Origin of the sequence: Streptomyces sp. Ru73, assembly GCF_002920575.1 — a bacterium.
Taxonomy (GTDB): domain Bacteria; phylum Actinomycetota; class Actinomycetes; order Streptomycetales; family Streptomycetaceae; genus Streptomyces.
Genome location: NZ_PQSQ01000021.1, coordinates 12,950 through 29,286 on the forward strand (window position 1 = coordinate 12,950; position 16,337 = coordinate 29,286).

Sequence of the window (16,337 nt, forward strand, 5' to 3'; positions counted from 1 at the left end):
CTGTCTTCCGCTTCCTCCCTCCTACGGTCGCAGAAGAGGCGGCGACGAGCCGGAAGCCGCCGGGAAGCAGAGGTGTGACGTGCGGCTGATCGTGGGCATGACCGGGGCGACCGGGGCCATCTTCGGTATCCGGGTGCTGGAGCACCTGGCCGAGCTGCCGGAGGTGGAGACCCATCTGGTGCTGAGCCGCTGGGCCCGGTCCACGATGGAGCTGGAGACCGGGCGGAGCGTCCGGGAGGTCGCGGAGCTGGCCGACGTCGTGCACAGCCCCGAGGACCAGGGCGCGTCCATCTCGTCCGGCTCGTTCCGCACCGACGGCATGATCATCGTGCCCTGCTCGATGAAGACGCTGGCCGGCATCCGGGCCGGTTACGCCGACGGACTGGTCGGCCGCGCCGCCGACGTCGTGCTCAAGGAGCGCCGCAAGCTGGTGATCGTCCCGCGGGAGACGCCGCTCAGCGAGATCCACCTGGAGAACATGCTGGCGCTGGCCCGGATGGGCGTGCAGATCGTGCCGCCGATGCCCGCCTTCTACAACCACCCCGCCACGGTCGACGACATCGTCGACCACATCACGGCCCGCGTGATCGACCAGTTCGACCTGCCGGCCCCGGCCGCGAAGCGGTGGGAGGGCATGCGCGCGGCACGCGCCGCCTGACGCCGCCCCTCCCCTCCCCCGCCCCTTTTTCACCACAGGAGTACCCATGCCCTACGACGACCTGCGCAGTTTCCTGGACACCCTCGACAAGGAGGGCCAGCTGCTGCGGATCACCGACGAGGTGCTGCCCGAGCCGGACCTGGGCGCCGCCGCCAACGCCGCCGGCCGCATCGGCGAAGGCGCGCCCGCCCTCTACTTCGACAACGTCAAGGGCTTCACCGACGCCCGGATCGCGCTGAACGTGCACGGTTCCTGGCGCAACCACGCCCTCGCGCTCGGCCTGCCCGCTGCCACCTCGGTGAAGGACCAGGTCGAGGAGTTCGCGCGGCGCTGGGACGCGTTCCCCGTCGCCCCCGAGCGCCGCGAGGACGCCCCGTGGCGCGAGAACACGCGGGAGGGCGCGGACGTCGACCTCTTCGACGTGCTGCCGCTCTTCCGCCTCAACGACGGCGACGGCGGCTTCTACCTCGACAAGGCCGCGGTCGTCTCCCGGGATCCCGACGACCCGGACCACTTCGGCAAGCAGAACGTCGGCACGTACCGGCTGGAGGTCATCGGCCGCAACCGGCTCGCCATCCAGCCCGTTCCCGTGCACGACGTGGCGCTGCACCTGAAGGCGGCGGAGAGCCGCGGCGAGGACCTGCCCATCGCGATCACGCTGGGCAACGACCCGGTGACGACGATCGTGGCCGGCATGCCGATGGGGTACGACCGCTCCGAGTACGAGATGGCCGGCGCGCTGCGCGGTGCGCCCGCGCCGATCGCCACCGCGCCGCTCACCGGCTTCGACGTGCCCTGGGGCTCGGAGGTCGTCATCGAGGGCGTGATCGAGGGGCGCAAGCGGCAGATCGAGGGGCCGTTCGGCGAGTTCACCGGCCACTACTCCGGCGGCCGCCGGATGCCGGTGGTCCGCATCGACCGCATCTCGTACCGGACGAACCCGGTCTTCGAGTCGCTGTACCTGGGCATGCCGTGGACCGAGGTGGACTACCTCGTCGGGCCCAACACCTGTGTGCCGCTGCTGAAGCAGCTGCGTGCGGAGTTCCCCGAGGTGCAGGCGGTCAACGCGATGTACACGCACGGCCTGTCCGTGATCATCTCGACGAAGAAGCGGTACGGCGGCTTCGCCAAGGCGGTCGGCATGCGGGCGATGACCACGCCGCACGGCCTCGGCTATGTCGCCCAGGTGATCCTGGTGGACGAGGACGTGGACCCGTTCGACCTGCCGCAGGTGATGTGGGCGATGTCGTCGAAGGTGAACCCGAAGGACGACGTCGTGATCATTCCGAACCTGTCCGTCCTGGAGCTGGCGCCCGCCGCCACCCCGGCCGGCATCACCAGCAAGATGATCATCGACGCGACCACGCCGGTCTCCCCGGACAACCGCGGCAACTTCAGCACCCCGGTCCGCGACCTGCCGGAGACCAAGGAGTGGATCGGCCGGCTGACGTCGATGCTGGCGAAGCGCTGAGGCGCGGCGCCCCGCCGCGCGTGTCGCTTCATCGACTTACCCGCATCTCGCCCAAGAGACCTACCGACTTGGAACGCTCATGATCTGCCCCCGCTGTGCGCACGACGCGCTCGACACCCTCGCCCACTCCCCCGTCCCCGGCGTCTGGGACGTGCTCCAGTGCACCCGCTGCCTCTACACCTGGCGCACCACCGAACCGGACCGCCGCACCCGGCGCGAGTCCTACCCGGAGCAGTTCCGCCTCACCCAGGAGGACATCGACAACGCCATCGAGGTCCCGGCGGTACCGCCGCTGACCGCCTGAGTGCCGTCCCGGCACGCGCCCGGGCCCCGCTTCCCCATGACGGGGAGGCGGGGCCCGGGCGGCCGTGCGTACCGGTCAGTCGCCGTCGAACTCGAGGTCCTCGCCCATGCCGGTCTCGATGAGGACCGAGGTCGAGCCCCCGCCGTAGGCGTAGGCGCCGTCGTGCCCGGCGCCGCTGCCGTGGTGGTGCGTCTGCGTGATGATGATCCTGCTCTTCAGGAAGTCGTCGTCGTCGTGGTCGTGCGCGGACGCGGTGCCGCCGGCGGCCAGGACCAGAGCCGTTACGGGGACTGCGACCGCGGTCAGGCGCAGGGCGGTGCGGAACATCGATTCCTCCATCGGTTGCCACGGGAGGCGGCGGCTCACTTCACCGCCTCTGGGTCGATGAGTAGCCGAGTCGCCAAAGCAACACACGTGCTCCCACTCGAACGGCAGGCCCCCGCCCCTCCCCCGGCCCCGTACTCGACGACCGGTCCCGTGCCCTACGGCTGCACCTGGATCTCCCCGATGCCGGTGCCGATGCGGCCGCAGTGCGCCGTCGACTGGCCGGACTGCCCGGGCGCGAGCGTGACGTGGTCGCCGTCCACGTCGGGCGCCCAGCCGCAGACCAGGTGCACCCAGAAGGTCTGCGGTGCGCCGCCGTCGTTCTTGCAGAGCGCGTAGCCGGTGTACTCGTCGTTGGCGTGCTTGCCGGTGTCGCAGGACAGACCGGGCGGCACGGCCGCTGGCGCGGTGGCGCGGGCCGGGGCCGCGTGCGCGGTGGACGCGTACGCGGTGGCGGACGGGGAAGCGGTGGCGGCCGGGATGGCCGGCGCGGCCAGCATGACGGCGACGGCGGCCGCGGTCTTCACGCCTGTGGGCGTCGGCTTCATGGTCTCTCCTGGACGTTCTCGGGCCGGCCCGCGCACCGGAGGCGGTGCGGGGTGCCGGTCGCGTGCCAGGAATGGCTCCCACCCGCCCCGCGGCGGAAAACCAGGGAGATCGTGACGCTGAGTGAGTGACGGCCGCGCGCTGACGGGGTGTTGACATCCCGTCGGCACCGGCCGGAGTACGGTCTTCCGGTTGCCTGCCGAGCGCCGGACGGCGTGCCGGCGCCCATGTCGATCAGTGAGGGAGTGCGGGATGACGACCACCGGAGGCGGGAGCGCGCGTACGGCGGACGGGCCGGGGACGGCCGTGGTCACCGGGGCCTCGTCCGGGATCGGCACCCGGTACGCCGAGCGGCTGGCCGAGGCCGGCTGGGACCTGGTGCTGGTGGCCCGGCGGGCGCAACGCCTGGAGGAGCTGGCGGGCCGGCTTCGGGAGTCGGCCGGGGTCGCCGTCGAGACGCTGGTCGCCGACCTGGCCGTGCCGGAGGACCTGGCGCGTACGGCCGGGCGGGTCGAGGCGGAGGACGTGGCGCTGCTGGTGAACAACGCGGGCATCAACGGCTACGGGTACTTCACCGAGGTCGACCCCGCGCTGCTGACGCGGGTGCTGAGCGTCAACGTCACGGCGCTGACCGTTCTGAGCCGGGCCGCCGTCCCCGGGATGCTGGAGCGCGGCCGGGGCGCGCTGGTCAATGTCGCCTCCCGGCTGGCGTTCGCCGGCTCGCTGCCGCCGGACCCGCTCCCCCGGCGCGCCGTGTACGGCGGTACGAAGGGGTACGTGGTCACCTTCACCCGGACGCTGGCGGCCGAACTGGCGGACACCCCGCTGCGCATCCAGGTGCTGTGCCCGGGGCTCACCGCCACCGAGTTCCACCTCACGACGGGCGAGGAGCCGGTCGGCGGTCTCGCGCAGCAGGTTCACGCGGAGGGCGGAATGCCGGTGGACGAGGTGGTGACGGCCTCGCTGGAGGCGCTGCGGCGCGGCGACGTGGTGTGCGTGCCCGGGCTGGCGGACCCGGACGAGGCGCTGGACCGGCTGGTCGCCGCCGAGGCGGGGATGCGGGGCATTCCCCGGGAATGACCGGTGGCCGGCGGGCGTGCGGTTCCGGTGGCACGCCCCGGAGCACGGACCGGCGGGAAATGGCGCCGTACGGAGGTGTACTCCGCGCTCCGGGATGGCAGGTTTGCCCTGTCCCTGTTCCTCCGGACGAAGGAGCCTGCCGATGCTGTTCGGCAAGGAGCACGTGAAGCGGTACGTCGAGACCGACGGCGCGGAAGGGCACGACTGGCAAGGCACCACGACGCTGATCCTCACCACCACCGGACGCAGGAGCGGCGAACGGCGCAGCACGCCGCTGATCTACCAGCGCTTCGGTGACGACCTGCTGGTGGTGGCGTCCAAGGGCGGGTCGGACACGCCGCCGCTGTGGTACCTCAACCTGCAGGCCGACCCGGAGGTCGAGGTGCAGGTGAAGGGGGACCGCTTCACCGCCCGCGCCCGGACGGCGACGGCGGAGGAGAAGCCGGCGATGTGGCGGACGATGGCGGCGGCCTGGCCGCAGTACGACGAGTACCAGCAGAAGACCGACCGGGAGATCCCGGTCGTGGTGCTGGAGCGCACGTCCTGACGGCCCGGTGAAGCGGGGTTTGCCCAGGTGGGTCGTGGGATACCTGTGCGGCGAACAATCCGGGTGATTCCGGGCGCTCACCGGCCCGGATCCGAGAGCCTGCGGAGGTACGCCGTGACAGCACAGGTCAGCACCGAGTTGTGGGACGCCTTCCACTCCGCCGTCAACATGACGTCGCGCGAGCTGCAGGAGTGGCTGAGCGTCCAGGCAGCAGGACAGGAGTCCGAGGTGGTCCCCGACCAGGCCGGTGCGCCGCTCGGCCGGCACGTCCTGGAGATCCTGGGCAAGCGCCGTACCGACCTCACCGAGGACGACGCGCAGGTCATGCGGCGGGTGTGCGAGATCGTGGAGTCGCAGCGCGCCGACCGCCGCGACCCGCAGGCGGGCGGCTCCGACTGGCGTCACGGGCTGATGAACATCGGCCACGACCCGCTCAAGCCCGCCTGACCCCGCTGCCCGCTCGCTCCCGCCTCCTGCCCCTCCTGCCCGGCCCGTCGTACCGCGCGGGCGGGCGGGGCGTGCCTCAGGAAGACGTGCCGTCCGGGCCGGGCGGCGGCAGTGCGTCCAGCGCGGCCAGCCGCTCGGCGCCGCTCTCGGTGAGGCGCAGCGCGCGGTGCGTACGTGCCCGTTCCAGCCAGCCCTGGGCGAGCAGCGCTTCGGTGAACGCGGCGCCCAGCCGGCCGGCCAGGTGGTGCCGCTGCTCGGTCCAGTCGACGCAGAACCGCAGCAGGGGGCGGCGCGTCCGTGCCTGCTGGACGGCCGGCAGATCGACGCCGAAGGCCGCGCAGACCTCCTCGGCCTTCGGCCCCAGCGTGTAGGGATGGTCCGGCAGCGGTGCGGCCAGCGGGTCGCCCGGCCGGCGCGCGGTGCCGGCGGTCCCGTCGGCCGCGACCAGCGCACCGTGTGCGAGCAGCGCCTCGGTGACGGCCACGCCGAGCCGGCCCGCGAGATGGTCGTAGCACGTACGGGCCTGCCGCAGCGCCTGCGCGCGGGTGCCGGCCCGCAGTGACGTGACGGGCGCGGTCGGGGCGAGGCGGGCCAGCGCCTCGACGGCGGCTGCGACGTCCGGCCCGGCGAGGCGGTAGTAGCGGCGGCGCCCGGACGGCTCGACGGTGAGCAGTCCGCCGGCCAGCAGCCGGGCCAGCTGGCCGCTGGCGGTCTGTGCGGAGACGCCCGCCTCCCGGGCGAGCACCCCGGCGGGCAGTGCCCGGCCGTCCAGCAGCGCGATCAGCAGCCGGGCCCGGGTCGGCTCGGCCAGCAGGGCAGCGACGGGCGCGACGTCGGCCTCGCCGCCGGGTGCCGAGGCGGTCCGGCCGGCGGGCGCGGGAGCGGTTCGGGTGGTCATGCCCCCAGTCTCGCGCAGCATCGTTTCAGGGACCCCCTGAAACGTTCCGGAGCCATGCTGGCCCCATGACGACCCAGCGCCTGCCCGGCCCTTCCGCCTCCGCCGGCTCCCCGACACCGCCGCCCGCCGCGCCTCCGGAACCGCCGCGGCGGCGCGCCGCGATGCTGGTGGTGCTGTGTGCCGGGATGTTCCTCGTCCTGCTGGACGTGACGGTGGTGAACGTGGCCCTGCCCGGCATCGGCCGCGCGCTCGGCACCGGACTGCCCGGCCTGCAGGGGGTGGTCGACGGTTACGCGGTGGCGGTCGCCGGGCTGCTGCTCGGGGGCGGTGCCATCGGGGACCGGATCGGGCACCGCCGGCTGGTGCTGATCGGCTTCACGCTGTTCGCCGTCGCGTCGCTGGCCTGCGGGCTGGCGCCGGGCGCCACCGCGCTCGTGGCCGCACGCGTCGTACAGGGCGCGGGCGCGGCGCTCCTGCTGCCGGGCAGCATGGCGATGATCACCACGTGGTATCCGGGCCGCGCCGAGCAGGCCCGGGCGCTGGGCACTTGGGCCGCGGTGTCGTCCACGGCGCTGCCCGCGGGGCCGGTGCTGGGCGGCCTGGTCGTGGACGGTGTCGGCTGGCGCTGGCTGTTCCTGCTGAACGTACCGCTGGCCGGGCTGGCAGCGGTGCTGGTGGCCGTCCTCGTACGGGAACCGGCCGGGCAGCGCACGGCGGCGCCCCTGGACCTGCCCGGTCTGGTGCTGGCGCCGGTGGCGCTGGGGGCCGGGGTGTGGACGGCGATCTGCGCGGGCCACGGGCAGGTGCGCGGTGCGGTGGCGGCCGCGGTGACGGCGGTCCTCGCGGGCGTGGCGCTGACGGCCGTCGAGCGCCGGGCCACGGCCCCGCTCCTCCCCCGTGACCTGCTGGCCCGGCCCGACGCGCGGCGGGCCAACACGGTCTGCCTGATCATGAACCTGGTGACCAACGGGACGCTGTTCGTGGTCACGTTGCTGCTCCAGCAGGTGCACGGGTACTCCGCGCGGACGGCCGGCCTGATGCTGCTGCCGCTCGCGCTGCCGCTGGTGCTGCTCGCACCGGTCAGCGGCCGGCTGACGGCGCGTTACGGCCCCGGTCCGGTCGTCACCGCGGGCATCGGGTGCGCGGTGGCCGGGGCGCTGGGGCTGCTGGCCGCGGGCTCGGGCGGCGGCTATCCGCTGCTGCTGCCCGCACTGGTCGGGCTGGGCGTCGGTGACGGGCTGCTGACCACGGCCGCCGTCTCGGTCGCGATGGGGGACGCGCCCGCCGACCGCAAGGGGGTGGCCGGGGGCGCCAACAACACCGCGCGGCAGGCCGGTACGGCACTGGGGGTCGCCCTGTACGGCGCGATCAGCGGCCCGGCCGCTCCGGCGGCCGCGTTCCTCACCCGCGTCCACGTGCTGGCCTGGGTCGGAACTGCCCTGTGGCTGACGGCACTCGGCGTGTGGACCGTGGTCGGGCGGCGGCACACGGAGGGCTGAGGGGTGCGCGGCGCCCCCGAAGTACCGCCCCGGTGCGGAGGGTTGACACCGCTGGTTCAGACCTTTAGGTTCACCGACCATCGCGCCTGTCCATAGAGGCGACCACCGTTCACATACAAGGACGGAACCCCCACATGCCCGTGCAGAGACGCCCCCACCGCGCGGCCCGCACCACCGGCACCGCGCTCCTCGCCGCCACCGCCCTGGCGGCCACCCTCGTCACCACGCTCACCACCGGCCCGGCCGCCGGTGCCGCCGCAGCCCCGCGCGCCGGTCACGCCGGGGCGGCGGCACCGGCCGCCTTCACCCACCCCGGCGTCCTGGTCTCCCGCGGCCAGCTCGACTTCGTCCGGGAAAAGGTCAACTCCGGGGCCGAGCCCTGGAAGAGCGCGTACGACCGGATGAAGGCGAGCAAGTACGCCGCGCTGGACCGCACGCCCAAGCCCCGTGCCGTGGTGGAGTGCGGCTCCTACTCCGACCCCGATTACGGCTGCACCGACGAGCGCGAGGACGCGCTCGCCGCGTACACCGACGCGCTGATCTGGTACGTCAGCCGGGACGAGCGGTACGCCAAGAAGGCGATCGCACTCATGGACGCCTGGTCGGGCACGATCGAGGACCACACCAACTCCAACGCCCCGCTGCAGACCGGCTGGGCGGGCTCGTCCTGGCCGCGGGCCGCCGAGATCATCCGGTACACCTACGACGGCTGGGCGCAGGACAAGGCCGACCGCTTCAAGACCATGCTGCGCGACGTCTACCTCCCCACGGTCCTCAAGGGCTCGCACTCCAACGGCAACTGGGAGCTGAGCATGATGGAGGCCGCAGTCGGCATCTCCGTCTTCCTCGACGACAAGGCGTCGTACGACAAGGCGATGGCGAAGTTCCGCGCCCGGGTACCGGCGTACGTGTACCTGACCAAGGACGGCGACCTGCCGAAGACCGTGCCGGGCAGCGGGCTCGACACTCGCGACAAGGTCATCAAGTACTGGCAGGGCCAGTCCACGTTCGTGAACGGCCTCACGCAGGAGACCTGCCGCGATTTCACCCACACCGGGTACGGCATCTCCGCGATCTCGCACATCGCCGAGACCAGCCGCATCCAGGGCCAGGACCTGTACGGCACGGACGTCGGCGAGCGGCTGCGGTACGCACTGGGCTTCCAGGCCAGGTACGAGCTGGGCGAGGCGCCGCCGAACTGGCTGTGCGGCGGCAGCGTCAAGCGCGGCCTGGGCCCGGTCACCGAGGTCGGCTTCAACGCGCTGCACGGCCGGCTCGGCCAGGCCATGACGAACACGCAGAAGCTCACCGAGCGGAACCGCCCGGCCGGCTCCAACAACCTCTTCGTCGCCTGGGAGACGCTCACGCACGCGGAGAACCCCCGGTAAGCCGCGATCTCCGGTGCCGCTGGCCGCACCGCGCGGTCCGCGGCACCGGGAAATTCGGGGGCCGCGCCGCCCGCGCGCTGTTAGCGTCCGCGCCCATGACCGAGATCTTCAAGGACTTCACCGAAGTACAGCGCATCGACACCGATCCCGAGGTGGCCGCGCACCCGCTCATCGCGCTGGAGGCGGGCCGGCACAGCTGGTACAGCGGCTACCACCACCGGGACGGCTTCGCCGCACGGCTGCGGTACGCGTTCGACGACCGGACCGAGTACGGGGCGAGCGGGGTGCCGCTCGACCGGCTGCGGATCGGGAACTTCTGCCAGTTCGCCTCGGGCGTCACCTTCCTGCTGGGCGGCAACCACGGGCACGACACCCACCCCGACGCGGTGACGCCGTACGGCTTCAACTTCTTCGCGCACGAGCACGACGCCTGGGCGCCGGCCGGCGACACCGTCATCGGGCACGAGGTGTGGCTCGGGTACGAGACGGTCGTCATGCCCGGGGTCCGCATCGGGACCGGCGCGGTCATCGGGGCGCGCACCGTCGTCGCCAAGGACGTCGCCCCCTACTCCGTGGTGGTCGGCGACAACCGGGTCGTCCGGCACCGCTTCGACCCGCTGCGCCGCAAGCTGCTGTGGCGGACCGGCTGGTGGAACTGGAGCGACGAGCGGATCGCGGAAGCGCTCCCACTGCTCCAGGGGCGGAGCGTAGCGGACCTCGCGCGGTACGCCGGGCTCGCGCCGGAGGACGTCGCCGACGATCCCGACCCGATCACGCTGACCGGTGACAGCGCCCTGCCACGCCACCTCTGACCTGCGGTTTTGTGCAGATGTCGAAAGGCCCGGCGGAGAGGGTGTGACATCTGTACATGGTGGGGCGGGCGAATTCTTCCTAGCGTCTGCGTAACGCAAGATCGAACCCTCGTGGCCGCCGGGTGATCCCCGGCGCCCCGGGGACATCCCGGACGCCGGGCGTCCGCCCGCAGCGCCGCCGGCTCCCCGCCTCCCCACGCGACGCTCCCTCATCGCGGCCCGCCGCACCAGCGGCGCGCAGCCCTGCCCCGCAGGGATGGAATCCACCGAATGCCGAGGACCGTATGAGCACGCAACCGACGACCGACGTGGCGCCGCCGCCCTCCGCCCCCGGTGACGGCCCGGGCCCGTCGGACGGCCTGAAGGCCGGGCTCAAAAACCGCCACCTGTCCATGATCGCCATCGGCGGAGTGATCGGCGCCGGCCTGTTCGTCGGGTCCGGCTCCGGCATCGCCGCCGCCGGACCCGCCATCCTCCTCTCGTACGCGCTGGTCGGCGCGCTGGTCGTGTGCGTGATGCGGATGCTGGGCGAGATGGCCGCCGCCTACCCCAGCTCCGGTTCGTTCTCGGCCTACGCCGACCGGGCGCTCGGCCGCTGGGCCGGCTTCTCCATCGGCTGGCTGTACTGGTTCTTCTGGGTCGTGGTGCTGGCCGTCGAAGCCACGGCGGGCGCCAAGATCCTCGCGGGCTGGGTACCGGCCGTGCCGCAGTGGGGCTGGGCCCTGATCGTGATGCTGGTGCTCACGGCCACGAACCTGGCGTCCGTCGCCTCGTACGGCGAGTTCGAGTTCTGGTTCGCGGGGATCAAGGTCGTCGCCATCGCCGCCTTCGTCGTGATCGGCCTGCTGGCCGTCTTCGGCGTCCTGCCCGGCGCGCACGGCGACACCGCGGGGATCGCCAACCTCACCGCGCACGGCGGGTTCCTGCCGCACGGTCCGGGGTCGATCCTCACCGGCGTGCTGATGGTGGTCTTCTCCTTCATGGGCAGCGAGATCGTCACGCTCGCGGCGGGCGAGTCCGCGAACCCGCAGCGCGCGGTCACCAAAGCGACCAACAGCGTCATCTGGCGGATCGCGGTCTTCTACCTCGGCTCGATCTTCATCGTGGTCAGCCTGCTGCCGTGGAACGACCCCTCGATCGTCAAGGACGGCAGCTACGTCGCGGCCCTGAACGCGATCGGCATCCCGCACGCCGGTGAGGTCATGAACGTGATCGTGCTGACGGCGGTGCTGTCCTGCCTGAACTCCGGGCTCTACACCGCGTCCCGCATGGCCTTCTCGCTCGGCGAGCGCGGGGACGCGCCGAAGGCGTTCGCGCGGACCAGCGCACGCGGCGTGCCGCGCGCCGCGATCCTCTCCTCCGTCCTCTTCGGCTTCGTCGCGGTGTTCTTCAACTACGAGTGGCCCGACACCGTCTTCGCCTTCCTGCTGAACTCCTCCGGTGCCGTCGCGCTCTTCGTGTGGCTGGTCATCTGTTTCGCGCAGCTGCGGATGCGCGGGATGATCCTGCGGGACGACCCGTCGAAGCTGGTCGTGAAGATGTGGCTGTTCCCGTACCTGACCTGGGCGGCCATCGGCGTGATCTCCTTCGTGCTGGTCTACATGCTCACCGACCCCGACGGGCGGCAGCAGGTCACGCTGTCGCTGCTGGCCGCCGCGCTGGTGGTGGGGATCGCGCTGGTGCGGGACCGGCTGCGCGCGAAGCGGGTCTCCGCCTGACCCGCTGCGGGGACAGCACGGCGCCGCGGCCGGCCCGTCCGATTCAGCGGAGGGCGAAGAAAGCCGCCGGACAGGGACGTAACCAGGATTGCTGGTGACGCGGTGGGCCCTTCCGTACCAGGATGGGCCCATGTCCGATGCCAACGTTCCCACCGGTCAGGCCGGCTCCGCCGCGGAGCCGCTGCCCCGCCGGGTCGCCGACGAGTACGTCGATGCCCTGATCGCCCTCGACCCCATCACCGGTACGTTCCTCGGCGTACCGGAGAGCTCCGGCAAACTGCCCGACTTCTCCCCCACGGGGCAGGAGGCGCTGGCCCAGCTGGCCCGCACCACGCTCGACCGGCTGACCGCCGCCGAGGCCCGGCCCGGCGCCGACAGCGGCAACGAGCGGCGCTGCGCCCGGCTGCTGCGCGAGCGGCTGACCGCCGAGCTCGCCGTCCACGAGGCCGGCGAGGGCCTGCGGGCCGTCAGCAACCTCAGCTCGCCGCTGCACTCCGTGCGCCAGGTCTTCACGATCATGCCGACCGAGACGGACGAGGACTGGACGGCCGTCGCCCAGCGGCTGCGCGCCGTCCCGGGCGCCCTGGAGGGCTACCGCGCCGCGCTCGCCGAGGGGCTGCGGCGCGGGCTGCCGGCCGGGCCGCGGCAGGTGCGGACGGTGCTCGGGCAGCTCGCCGAGTGGATCGGTGAGGACGGCGGCTGGTTCGCCGGTTTCGCCGCCGCCGGCCCGGACAGCCTGCGCACCGAGCTGGACGAGGCGGCCAGGTTCGCCACCGCGGCCCTGGCCGAGCTGCGCGACTGGCTGCGCGACACCTACGCGCCGGCCGTCGAGGGCGCTCCCGACGTGGTGGGCCGCGAGCGCTATGCCCGTCTCGCCCGCTACTACAACGGCAGCGACCTGGACCTGGACGAGGCGTACGCGTACGGCTGGGCGGAGTTCCACCGGCTGCTCGCCGAGATGGAGACGGAAGCGGCGAAGGTCCTGCCGGGCGCGAAGACCCCGTGGGAGGCGCTGGCCTGGCTGGACGAGCACGGCGCGAAGGTCGAGGGCGTCGAGGAGACGCAGCGCTGGCTCCAGTCGCTGATGGACCAGGCCATCGAGGACCTGGACGGCACGCACTTCGAACTGGCCGAGCGCGTCAAGCGCGTGGAGTCGCGGATAGCGCCCGCGGGCTCCGCCGCCGCGCCGTACTACACCGGCCCCTCGCTGGACTTCTCGCGTCCGGGCCGCACCTGGCTGCCGACCATGGGCCAGACCAGCTTCCCCGTGTACGACCTGGTGTCCACCTGGTACCACGAGGGCGTGCCGGGCCACCACCTGCAGCTCGCGCAGTGGGCGCACGTCGCCGACGAACTCTCCCGCTACCAGACCACGGTGGGCATGGTCAGCGCCAACGCCGAGGGCTGGGCGCTCTACGCCGAGCGGCTGATGGACGAGCTGGGCTACCTCACCGACGCCGAGCGGCGGCTGGGGTACCTGGACGCGCAGATGATGCGCGCGATCCGGGTGATCATCGACATCGGCATGCACCTGGAGCTGGAGATCCCGAAGGACTCGCCGTTCCACCCGGGCGAGCGCTGGACGCCGGAGCTGGCCCAGGAGTTCATGGACACGCACTGCAGCCGGTCCTCCGAGTTCGTGGAGAGCGAGATCATCCGGTACCAGGGCATGGCCGGGCAGGCGATCGGCTACAAGCTGGGCGAGCGCGCCTGGCTGAACGGCCGCGCGGCGGCCCGCCGCCGCCACGGTGCCGCCTTCGACCCCAAGAAGTGGCACATGGCGGCGCTGTCCCAGGGCTCGCTGGGCCTGGACGACCTGGAGAGCGAGCTGTCGGCGCTGTAGCGGCGGCCCCGGAAAAGCCGTGGCGGGCGGGGCGGACGGTCCGTAGGGTCCAGCCCCATGACCCTCCTCTTCCTCCTGCCCGACGATCCGCCGCAACAGGGCGGCACGGGCCCGGACTTCGCACGGGAGGCGCGGGCCGCCCGTGCGGCCGGGGCACACGTCGCGGCGGCGGACCTCGGCGCGCTGCTCGCGGGCGACGCGGCGTCGGCCGTCGCCGGCGTGCCGGCCGGTGACGGCCCCGTCTGGTACCGCGGCCGTCCGCTGCCCGCTGCCCGCTACGCCGAGCTGGCGGCGGCACTGGCGGACCGCGGCCGTACGCTGCTCACCGGGCCGGAGCGGTACCGGGAGCCCGGGCTCGCCCCCGCGGACGCCGCGCCGTCGGTACGGGTGTGGTGGGTGGACGGCGTCCCCGTCCTGACCACCTCGCTGCTCCCGGACGCGGAGGCCGGGGATTGCTCCGTGGCGGATCTGCACGATGTGGCCCGCTCCGTGCGGGAGATGGACTGCCGCTTCGTGGCGACCGATCTCGTCCCGGAGGCCGGGTCCTGGCGGATTCTGACCGTGGCCGACGGGCAGACCGCGGACCTCGGGTCCGCCACGGAGTCCGGTACCGCGCGGCTCTTCGAGGCGCTGACCGCCGCCGGATCCGGCTTCCCGCTCGCGCTCACCGCCGGCCGGCTGACGCTGCGGGCGCTGCCCCCGGCCGAGTGCGCCCGGCTCGCGGACGGCGGGACGGCCGGGCTGGCGTGGGTGGACGGCATGCCGCCCGAGGGCACGGTGGAGGGCGCCGGGATCATGGTGCAGCTGGCGGCGGGCGGGCTGTACCGGCCGGGCTGGGGCACGTACGCCATCACTCGTGCCGAGGACGGCGTGGCCCTGGGCGGCATCGGCTTCCACGGGCCGCCCGACGAGACCGGCACTGCCGAGCTGGGCTACGACCTGTCTCCCTCGGCACGCGGCGCCGGCTGGGCGACGGAGGCCGTGCGGCTGCTCGCCTCGTGGGCCGTGGCCCGGCCCGAGATCCGGGCGCTGCGGGCCACCACGGAACCGGCGAACCTGCCCTCGCAGCGCGTACTGGCCCGTGCCGGCTTCCTCCGTACCGGCGAGGATTCCGGCATGTACGTCTTCGGCTACGCCGGAAGCGGTGCGGCGGCCGGTGCGGAGGAAGCGGTGGCGGCGGGCGGCCCCGCCGCCGGAGGCACCCCGCTCAGTGCTGGAACCCGCCCTCCGAGTGGATGACCTGGCCCGTGACCCAGCCCGCCTCGTCCGTGGCGAGCCAGGCGATGAGCCGGGCCGGGTCGTCGGGCGCGCCCCAGGCGCCGCCGGGGAAGCGCCGGGCGACCCACTCGCGGAGCTCGCCGACCGCGTAACCGGTGTCCACGGGGCCGGGGTTGACGGTGTTCACCGTGACGCCGAGCGGCGCGAAGGTCGTGGCGAGCGTCCGGGTGGCCGAGGCCAGCGCGCCCTTGGCCAGCCCGTAGGCCACCTCCCCCGGCATGCCGCCGCCCTGGTCCTGACCGGACGTCAGCATGACGATCCGGCCGCCGGGCTGCTCCGCGGTGCGGTGCCGGGCGTACGCCTGGGCCAGCAGGATCACCGAGCGGGTGTCGGTCGCCCAGTGCGCGTCCAGCATGGCCGCGTCGATGGTGTCGAGGGTGCCGTCGGAGCCGCTGAGCGCGTGGTTGGCGACGAGGATGTCCACGCGCCCGCCGAGCGCCTCGGCCGCGGTGCCGAGGAGGGCGGCCGGGGCTTCGGGGTCGGCGAGGTCGGCGGGTCCGTGTGCCACCACGGCGCCGGGCAGGGCCGCTTCGCGTACGCCCGCGGCGACCGCCTCGGGTCCGCCGGGGTCGGCGCCCCACGGCTGCCGCGCGTCGTGCGGCACATGGTGGTGGAGGTAGACGTCAGCGCCGTACGCGGCCAGCCGGCGGGCCACGGCGTAACCGATGCCGCCGCGCCGGCTGGCGCCGGTGACCAGCGCCGTCCGGCCGCGCAGCGGGTGGGGGGCGCGGCGCAGGTCGGCCACGGGCGGCGACGGTTCGGGAGCTCCGGGGTGCCGGTCGTGATCGTTGGTCATGGCCGACCAGCCTGGCCGCCGGGGCGCCTGCTGTCATCCCCTTTTTCCTGTAGCTCCTCACGCAACGTCAGAAAGAGGTACCCGTCATGCCGCCGCTCCTTCCCGCCGATCCGACGGTGCTGCACCCGGTTCCCGGCCAGCCGCGCGTCGTGCTGCTCAAGCCGCTGGTCACCTCGGCGCTGATCGAGGTGGGCGAGTTCTCGTACTACGACGACCCGGACGACCCGACCGCCTTCGAGACCCGGAACGTGCTGTACCACTACGGCCCGGAACGGCTGGTCATCGGGAAGTTCTGCGCGCTGGGCACGGGGGTGCGCTTCCTGATGAACGGCGCCAACCACCGCATGGACGGGCCTTCGACCTTCCCGTTCCCCATCATGGGCGGCTCGTGGGCCGAGCACTTCGACCTGATCACCGGACTGCCGGGGCGGGGCGACACGGTGGTCGGCAACGACGTGTGGTTCGGCTACCGGTCCACGGTGATGCCGGGCGTCCGCATCGGCCACGGCGCGGTCATCGCCTCGGGGTCGGTCGTCGTGGACGACGTGCCCGATTACGGGATCGTCGGGGGCAACCCCGCCCGGCTGGTACGCCGCCGGTACGACGAGGCCGACGTCGCCCGGCTCCTGGACATCGCCTGGTGGGACTGGCCGCTGGACCACCTCACCCGCCATGTCCGTACGGTCATGTCCGGCACCCTCGACGAACTGGCGGCGGCGGCCCCCTGA

Annotated in this window: 17 protein-coding genes; 13 read left to right on the forward strand and 4 right to left on the reverse strand. The window is 73.3% G+C overall.

The features are described from left to right. Window positions 1–79 precede the first annotated feature (79 nt). The 3 genes from C3486_RS12585 (at window position 80) to C3486_RS12595 (ending at window position 2,433) form a co-directional block, all read left to right on the forward strand. Window positions 80–658: a non-oxidative hydroxyarylic acid decarboxylases subunit B gene (locus tag C3486_RS12585; protein WP_103832730.1), complete on the forward strand. Its 579-nt coding sequence runs from the start codon at window positions 80–82 to the stop codon at window positions 656–658. Between the two features lie 46 nt (window positions 659–704). Continuing rightward, window positions 705–2,129 (forward strand): non-oxidative hydroxyarylic acid decarboxylases subunit C, encoded by a 1,425-nt coding sequence (locus C3486_RS12590; protein ID WP_103832731.1) that lies wholly within the window; start codon window positions 705–707, stop codon window positions 2,127–2,129. Between the two features lie 79 nt (window positions 2,130–2,208). After that, window positions 2,209–2,433 carry a non-oxidative hydroxyarylic acid decarboxylases subunit D gene (locus tag C3486_RS12595; protein ID WP_103832732.1) on the forward strand — a complete coding sequence of 75 codons (225 nt, stop codon included), beginning with the start codon at window positions 2,209–2,211 and terminating at the stop codon, window positions 2,431–2,433. 75 nt (window positions 2,434–2,508) lie between these two features. Here the strand turns inward: C3486_RS12595 and C3486_RS12600 are convergent, their stop codons facing one another. Together C3486_RS12600 and C3486_RS12605 are read right to left on the reverse strand one after the other, a co-directional pair. Further along, the gene (locus tag C3486_RS12600; protein WP_103832733.1) at window positions 2,509–2,760 is read right to left on the reverse strand and encodes a hypothetical protein; all 252 of its coding nucleotides are present in this window, start codon (window positions 2,758–2,760) and stop codon (window positions 2,509–2,511) included. 155 nt (window positions 2,761–2,915) lie between these two features. Continuing rightward, window positions 2,916–3,257 (reverse strand): hypothetical protein, encoded by a 342-nt coding sequence (locus tag C3486_RS12605; RefSeq protein WP_374936858.1) that lies wholly within the window; start codon window positions 3,255–3,257, stop codon window positions 2,916–2,918. 298 nt (window positions 3,258–3,555) lie between these two features. Between C3486_RS12605 and C3486_RS12610 the strand changes: the two genes are divergently transcribed. The 3 genes from C3486_RS12610 (at window position 3,556) to C3486_RS12620 (ending at window position 5,377) form a co-directional block, all read left to right on the forward strand. Then, the gene (locus C3486_RS12610) at window positions 3,556–4,383 is read left to right on the forward strand and encodes an SDR family oxidoreductase (RefSeq protein WP_103832735.1); all 828 of its coding nucleotides are present in this window, start codon (window positions 3,556–3,558) and stop codon (window positions 4,381–4,383) included. 142 nt (window positions 4,384–4,525) lie between these two features. Then, entirely contained in the window at window positions 4,526–4,930 is a 405-nt protein-coding gene (locus C3486_RS12615; RefSeq protein ID WP_103832736.1) for a nitroreductase family deazaflavin-dependent oxidoreductase, read from the forward strand. 114 nt (window positions 4,931–5,044) lie between these two features. After that, window positions 5,045–5,377 carry a DUF3140 domain-containing protein gene (locus C3486_RS12620; RefSeq protein WP_219822214.1) on the forward strand — a complete coding sequence of 111 codons (333 nt, stop codon included), beginning with the start codon at window positions 5,045–5,047 and terminating at the stop codon, window positions 5,375–5,377. Window positions 5,378–5,453: 76 nt separating this feature from the next. Here C3486_RS12620 and C3486_RS12625 read toward each other — a convergent pair whose 3' ends face one another. Continuing rightward, on the reverse strand, window positions 5,454–6,275 hold the full coding sequence (locus C3486_RS12625; protein ID WP_103832737.1) for a helix-turn-helix transcriptional regulator: 822 nt from the start codon (window positions 6,273–6,275) through the stop codon (window positions 5,454–5,456). 65 nt (window positions 6,276–6,340) lie between these two features. Between C3486_RS12625 and C3486_RS12630 the strand changes: the two genes are divergently transcribed. From C3486_RS12630 to C3486_RS37985, 6 genes are all read left to right on the forward strand, one after another. Beyond that, on the forward strand, window positions 6,341–7,774 hold the full coding sequence (locus C3486_RS12630) for an MFS transporter (RefSeq protein WP_219822215.1): 1,434 nt from the start codon (window positions 6,341–6,343) through the stop codon (window positions 7,772–7,774). 134 nt (window positions 7,775–7,908) lie between these two features. Then, entirely contained in the window at window positions 7,909–9,162 is a 1,254-nt protein-coding gene (locus C3486_RS12635) for an alginate lyase family protein (protein ID WP_103832738.1), read from the forward strand. A gap of 95 nt (window positions 9,163–9,257) precedes the next feature. Beyond that, window positions 9,258–9,974 carry a CatB-related O-acetyltransferase gene (locus C3486_RS12640; RefSeq protein WP_103832739.1) on the forward strand — a complete coding sequence of 239 codons (717 nt, stop codon included), beginning with the start codon at window positions 9,258–9,260 and terminating at the stop codon, window positions 9,972–9,974. A 284-nt stretch (window positions 9,975–10,258) separates the two neighbouring features. Continuing rightward, a complete protein-coding gene (locus C3486_RS12645) occupies window positions 10,259–11,692 on the forward strand; it encodes an amino acid permease (protein ID WP_103832740.1) in 1,434 nt (477 codons plus the stop codon). A gap of 130 nt (window positions 11,693–11,822) precedes the next feature. Continuing rightward, a complete protein-coding gene (locus tag C3486_RS12650; protein ID WP_103832741.1) occupies window positions 11,823–13,535 on the forward strand; it encodes a DUF885 domain-containing protein in 1,713 nt (570 codons plus the stop codon). 57 nt (window positions 13,536–13,592) lie between these two features. Continuing rightward, the gene (locus tag C3486_RS37985; protein WP_258052741.1) at window positions 13,593–14,774 is read left to right on the forward strand and encodes a GNAT family N-acetyltransferase; all 1,182 of its coding nucleotides are present in this window, start codon (window positions 13,593–13,595) and stop codon (window positions 14,772–14,774) included. Here the strand turns inward: C3486_RS37985 and C3486_RS12660 are convergent. Then, a complete protein-coding gene (locus tag C3486_RS12660; protein WP_103832742.1) occupies window positions 14,743–15,609 on the reverse strand; it encodes an SDR family oxidoreductase in 867 nt (288 codons plus the stop codon). The two genes, C3486_RS37985 and C3486_RS12660, sit on opposite strands and share 32 nt — an antisense overlap. 86 nt (window positions 15,610–15,695) lie before the next feature. On the opposite strand from C3486_RS12660, the gene C3486_RS12665 reads away from it, so the two are divergent. Beyond that, complete coding sequence (locus tag C3486_RS12665) at window positions 15,696–16,337, forward strand: CatB-related O-acetyltransferase (RefSeq protein WP_103832743.1); 642 nt, start codon at window positions 15,696–15,698, stop codon at window positions 16,335–16,337.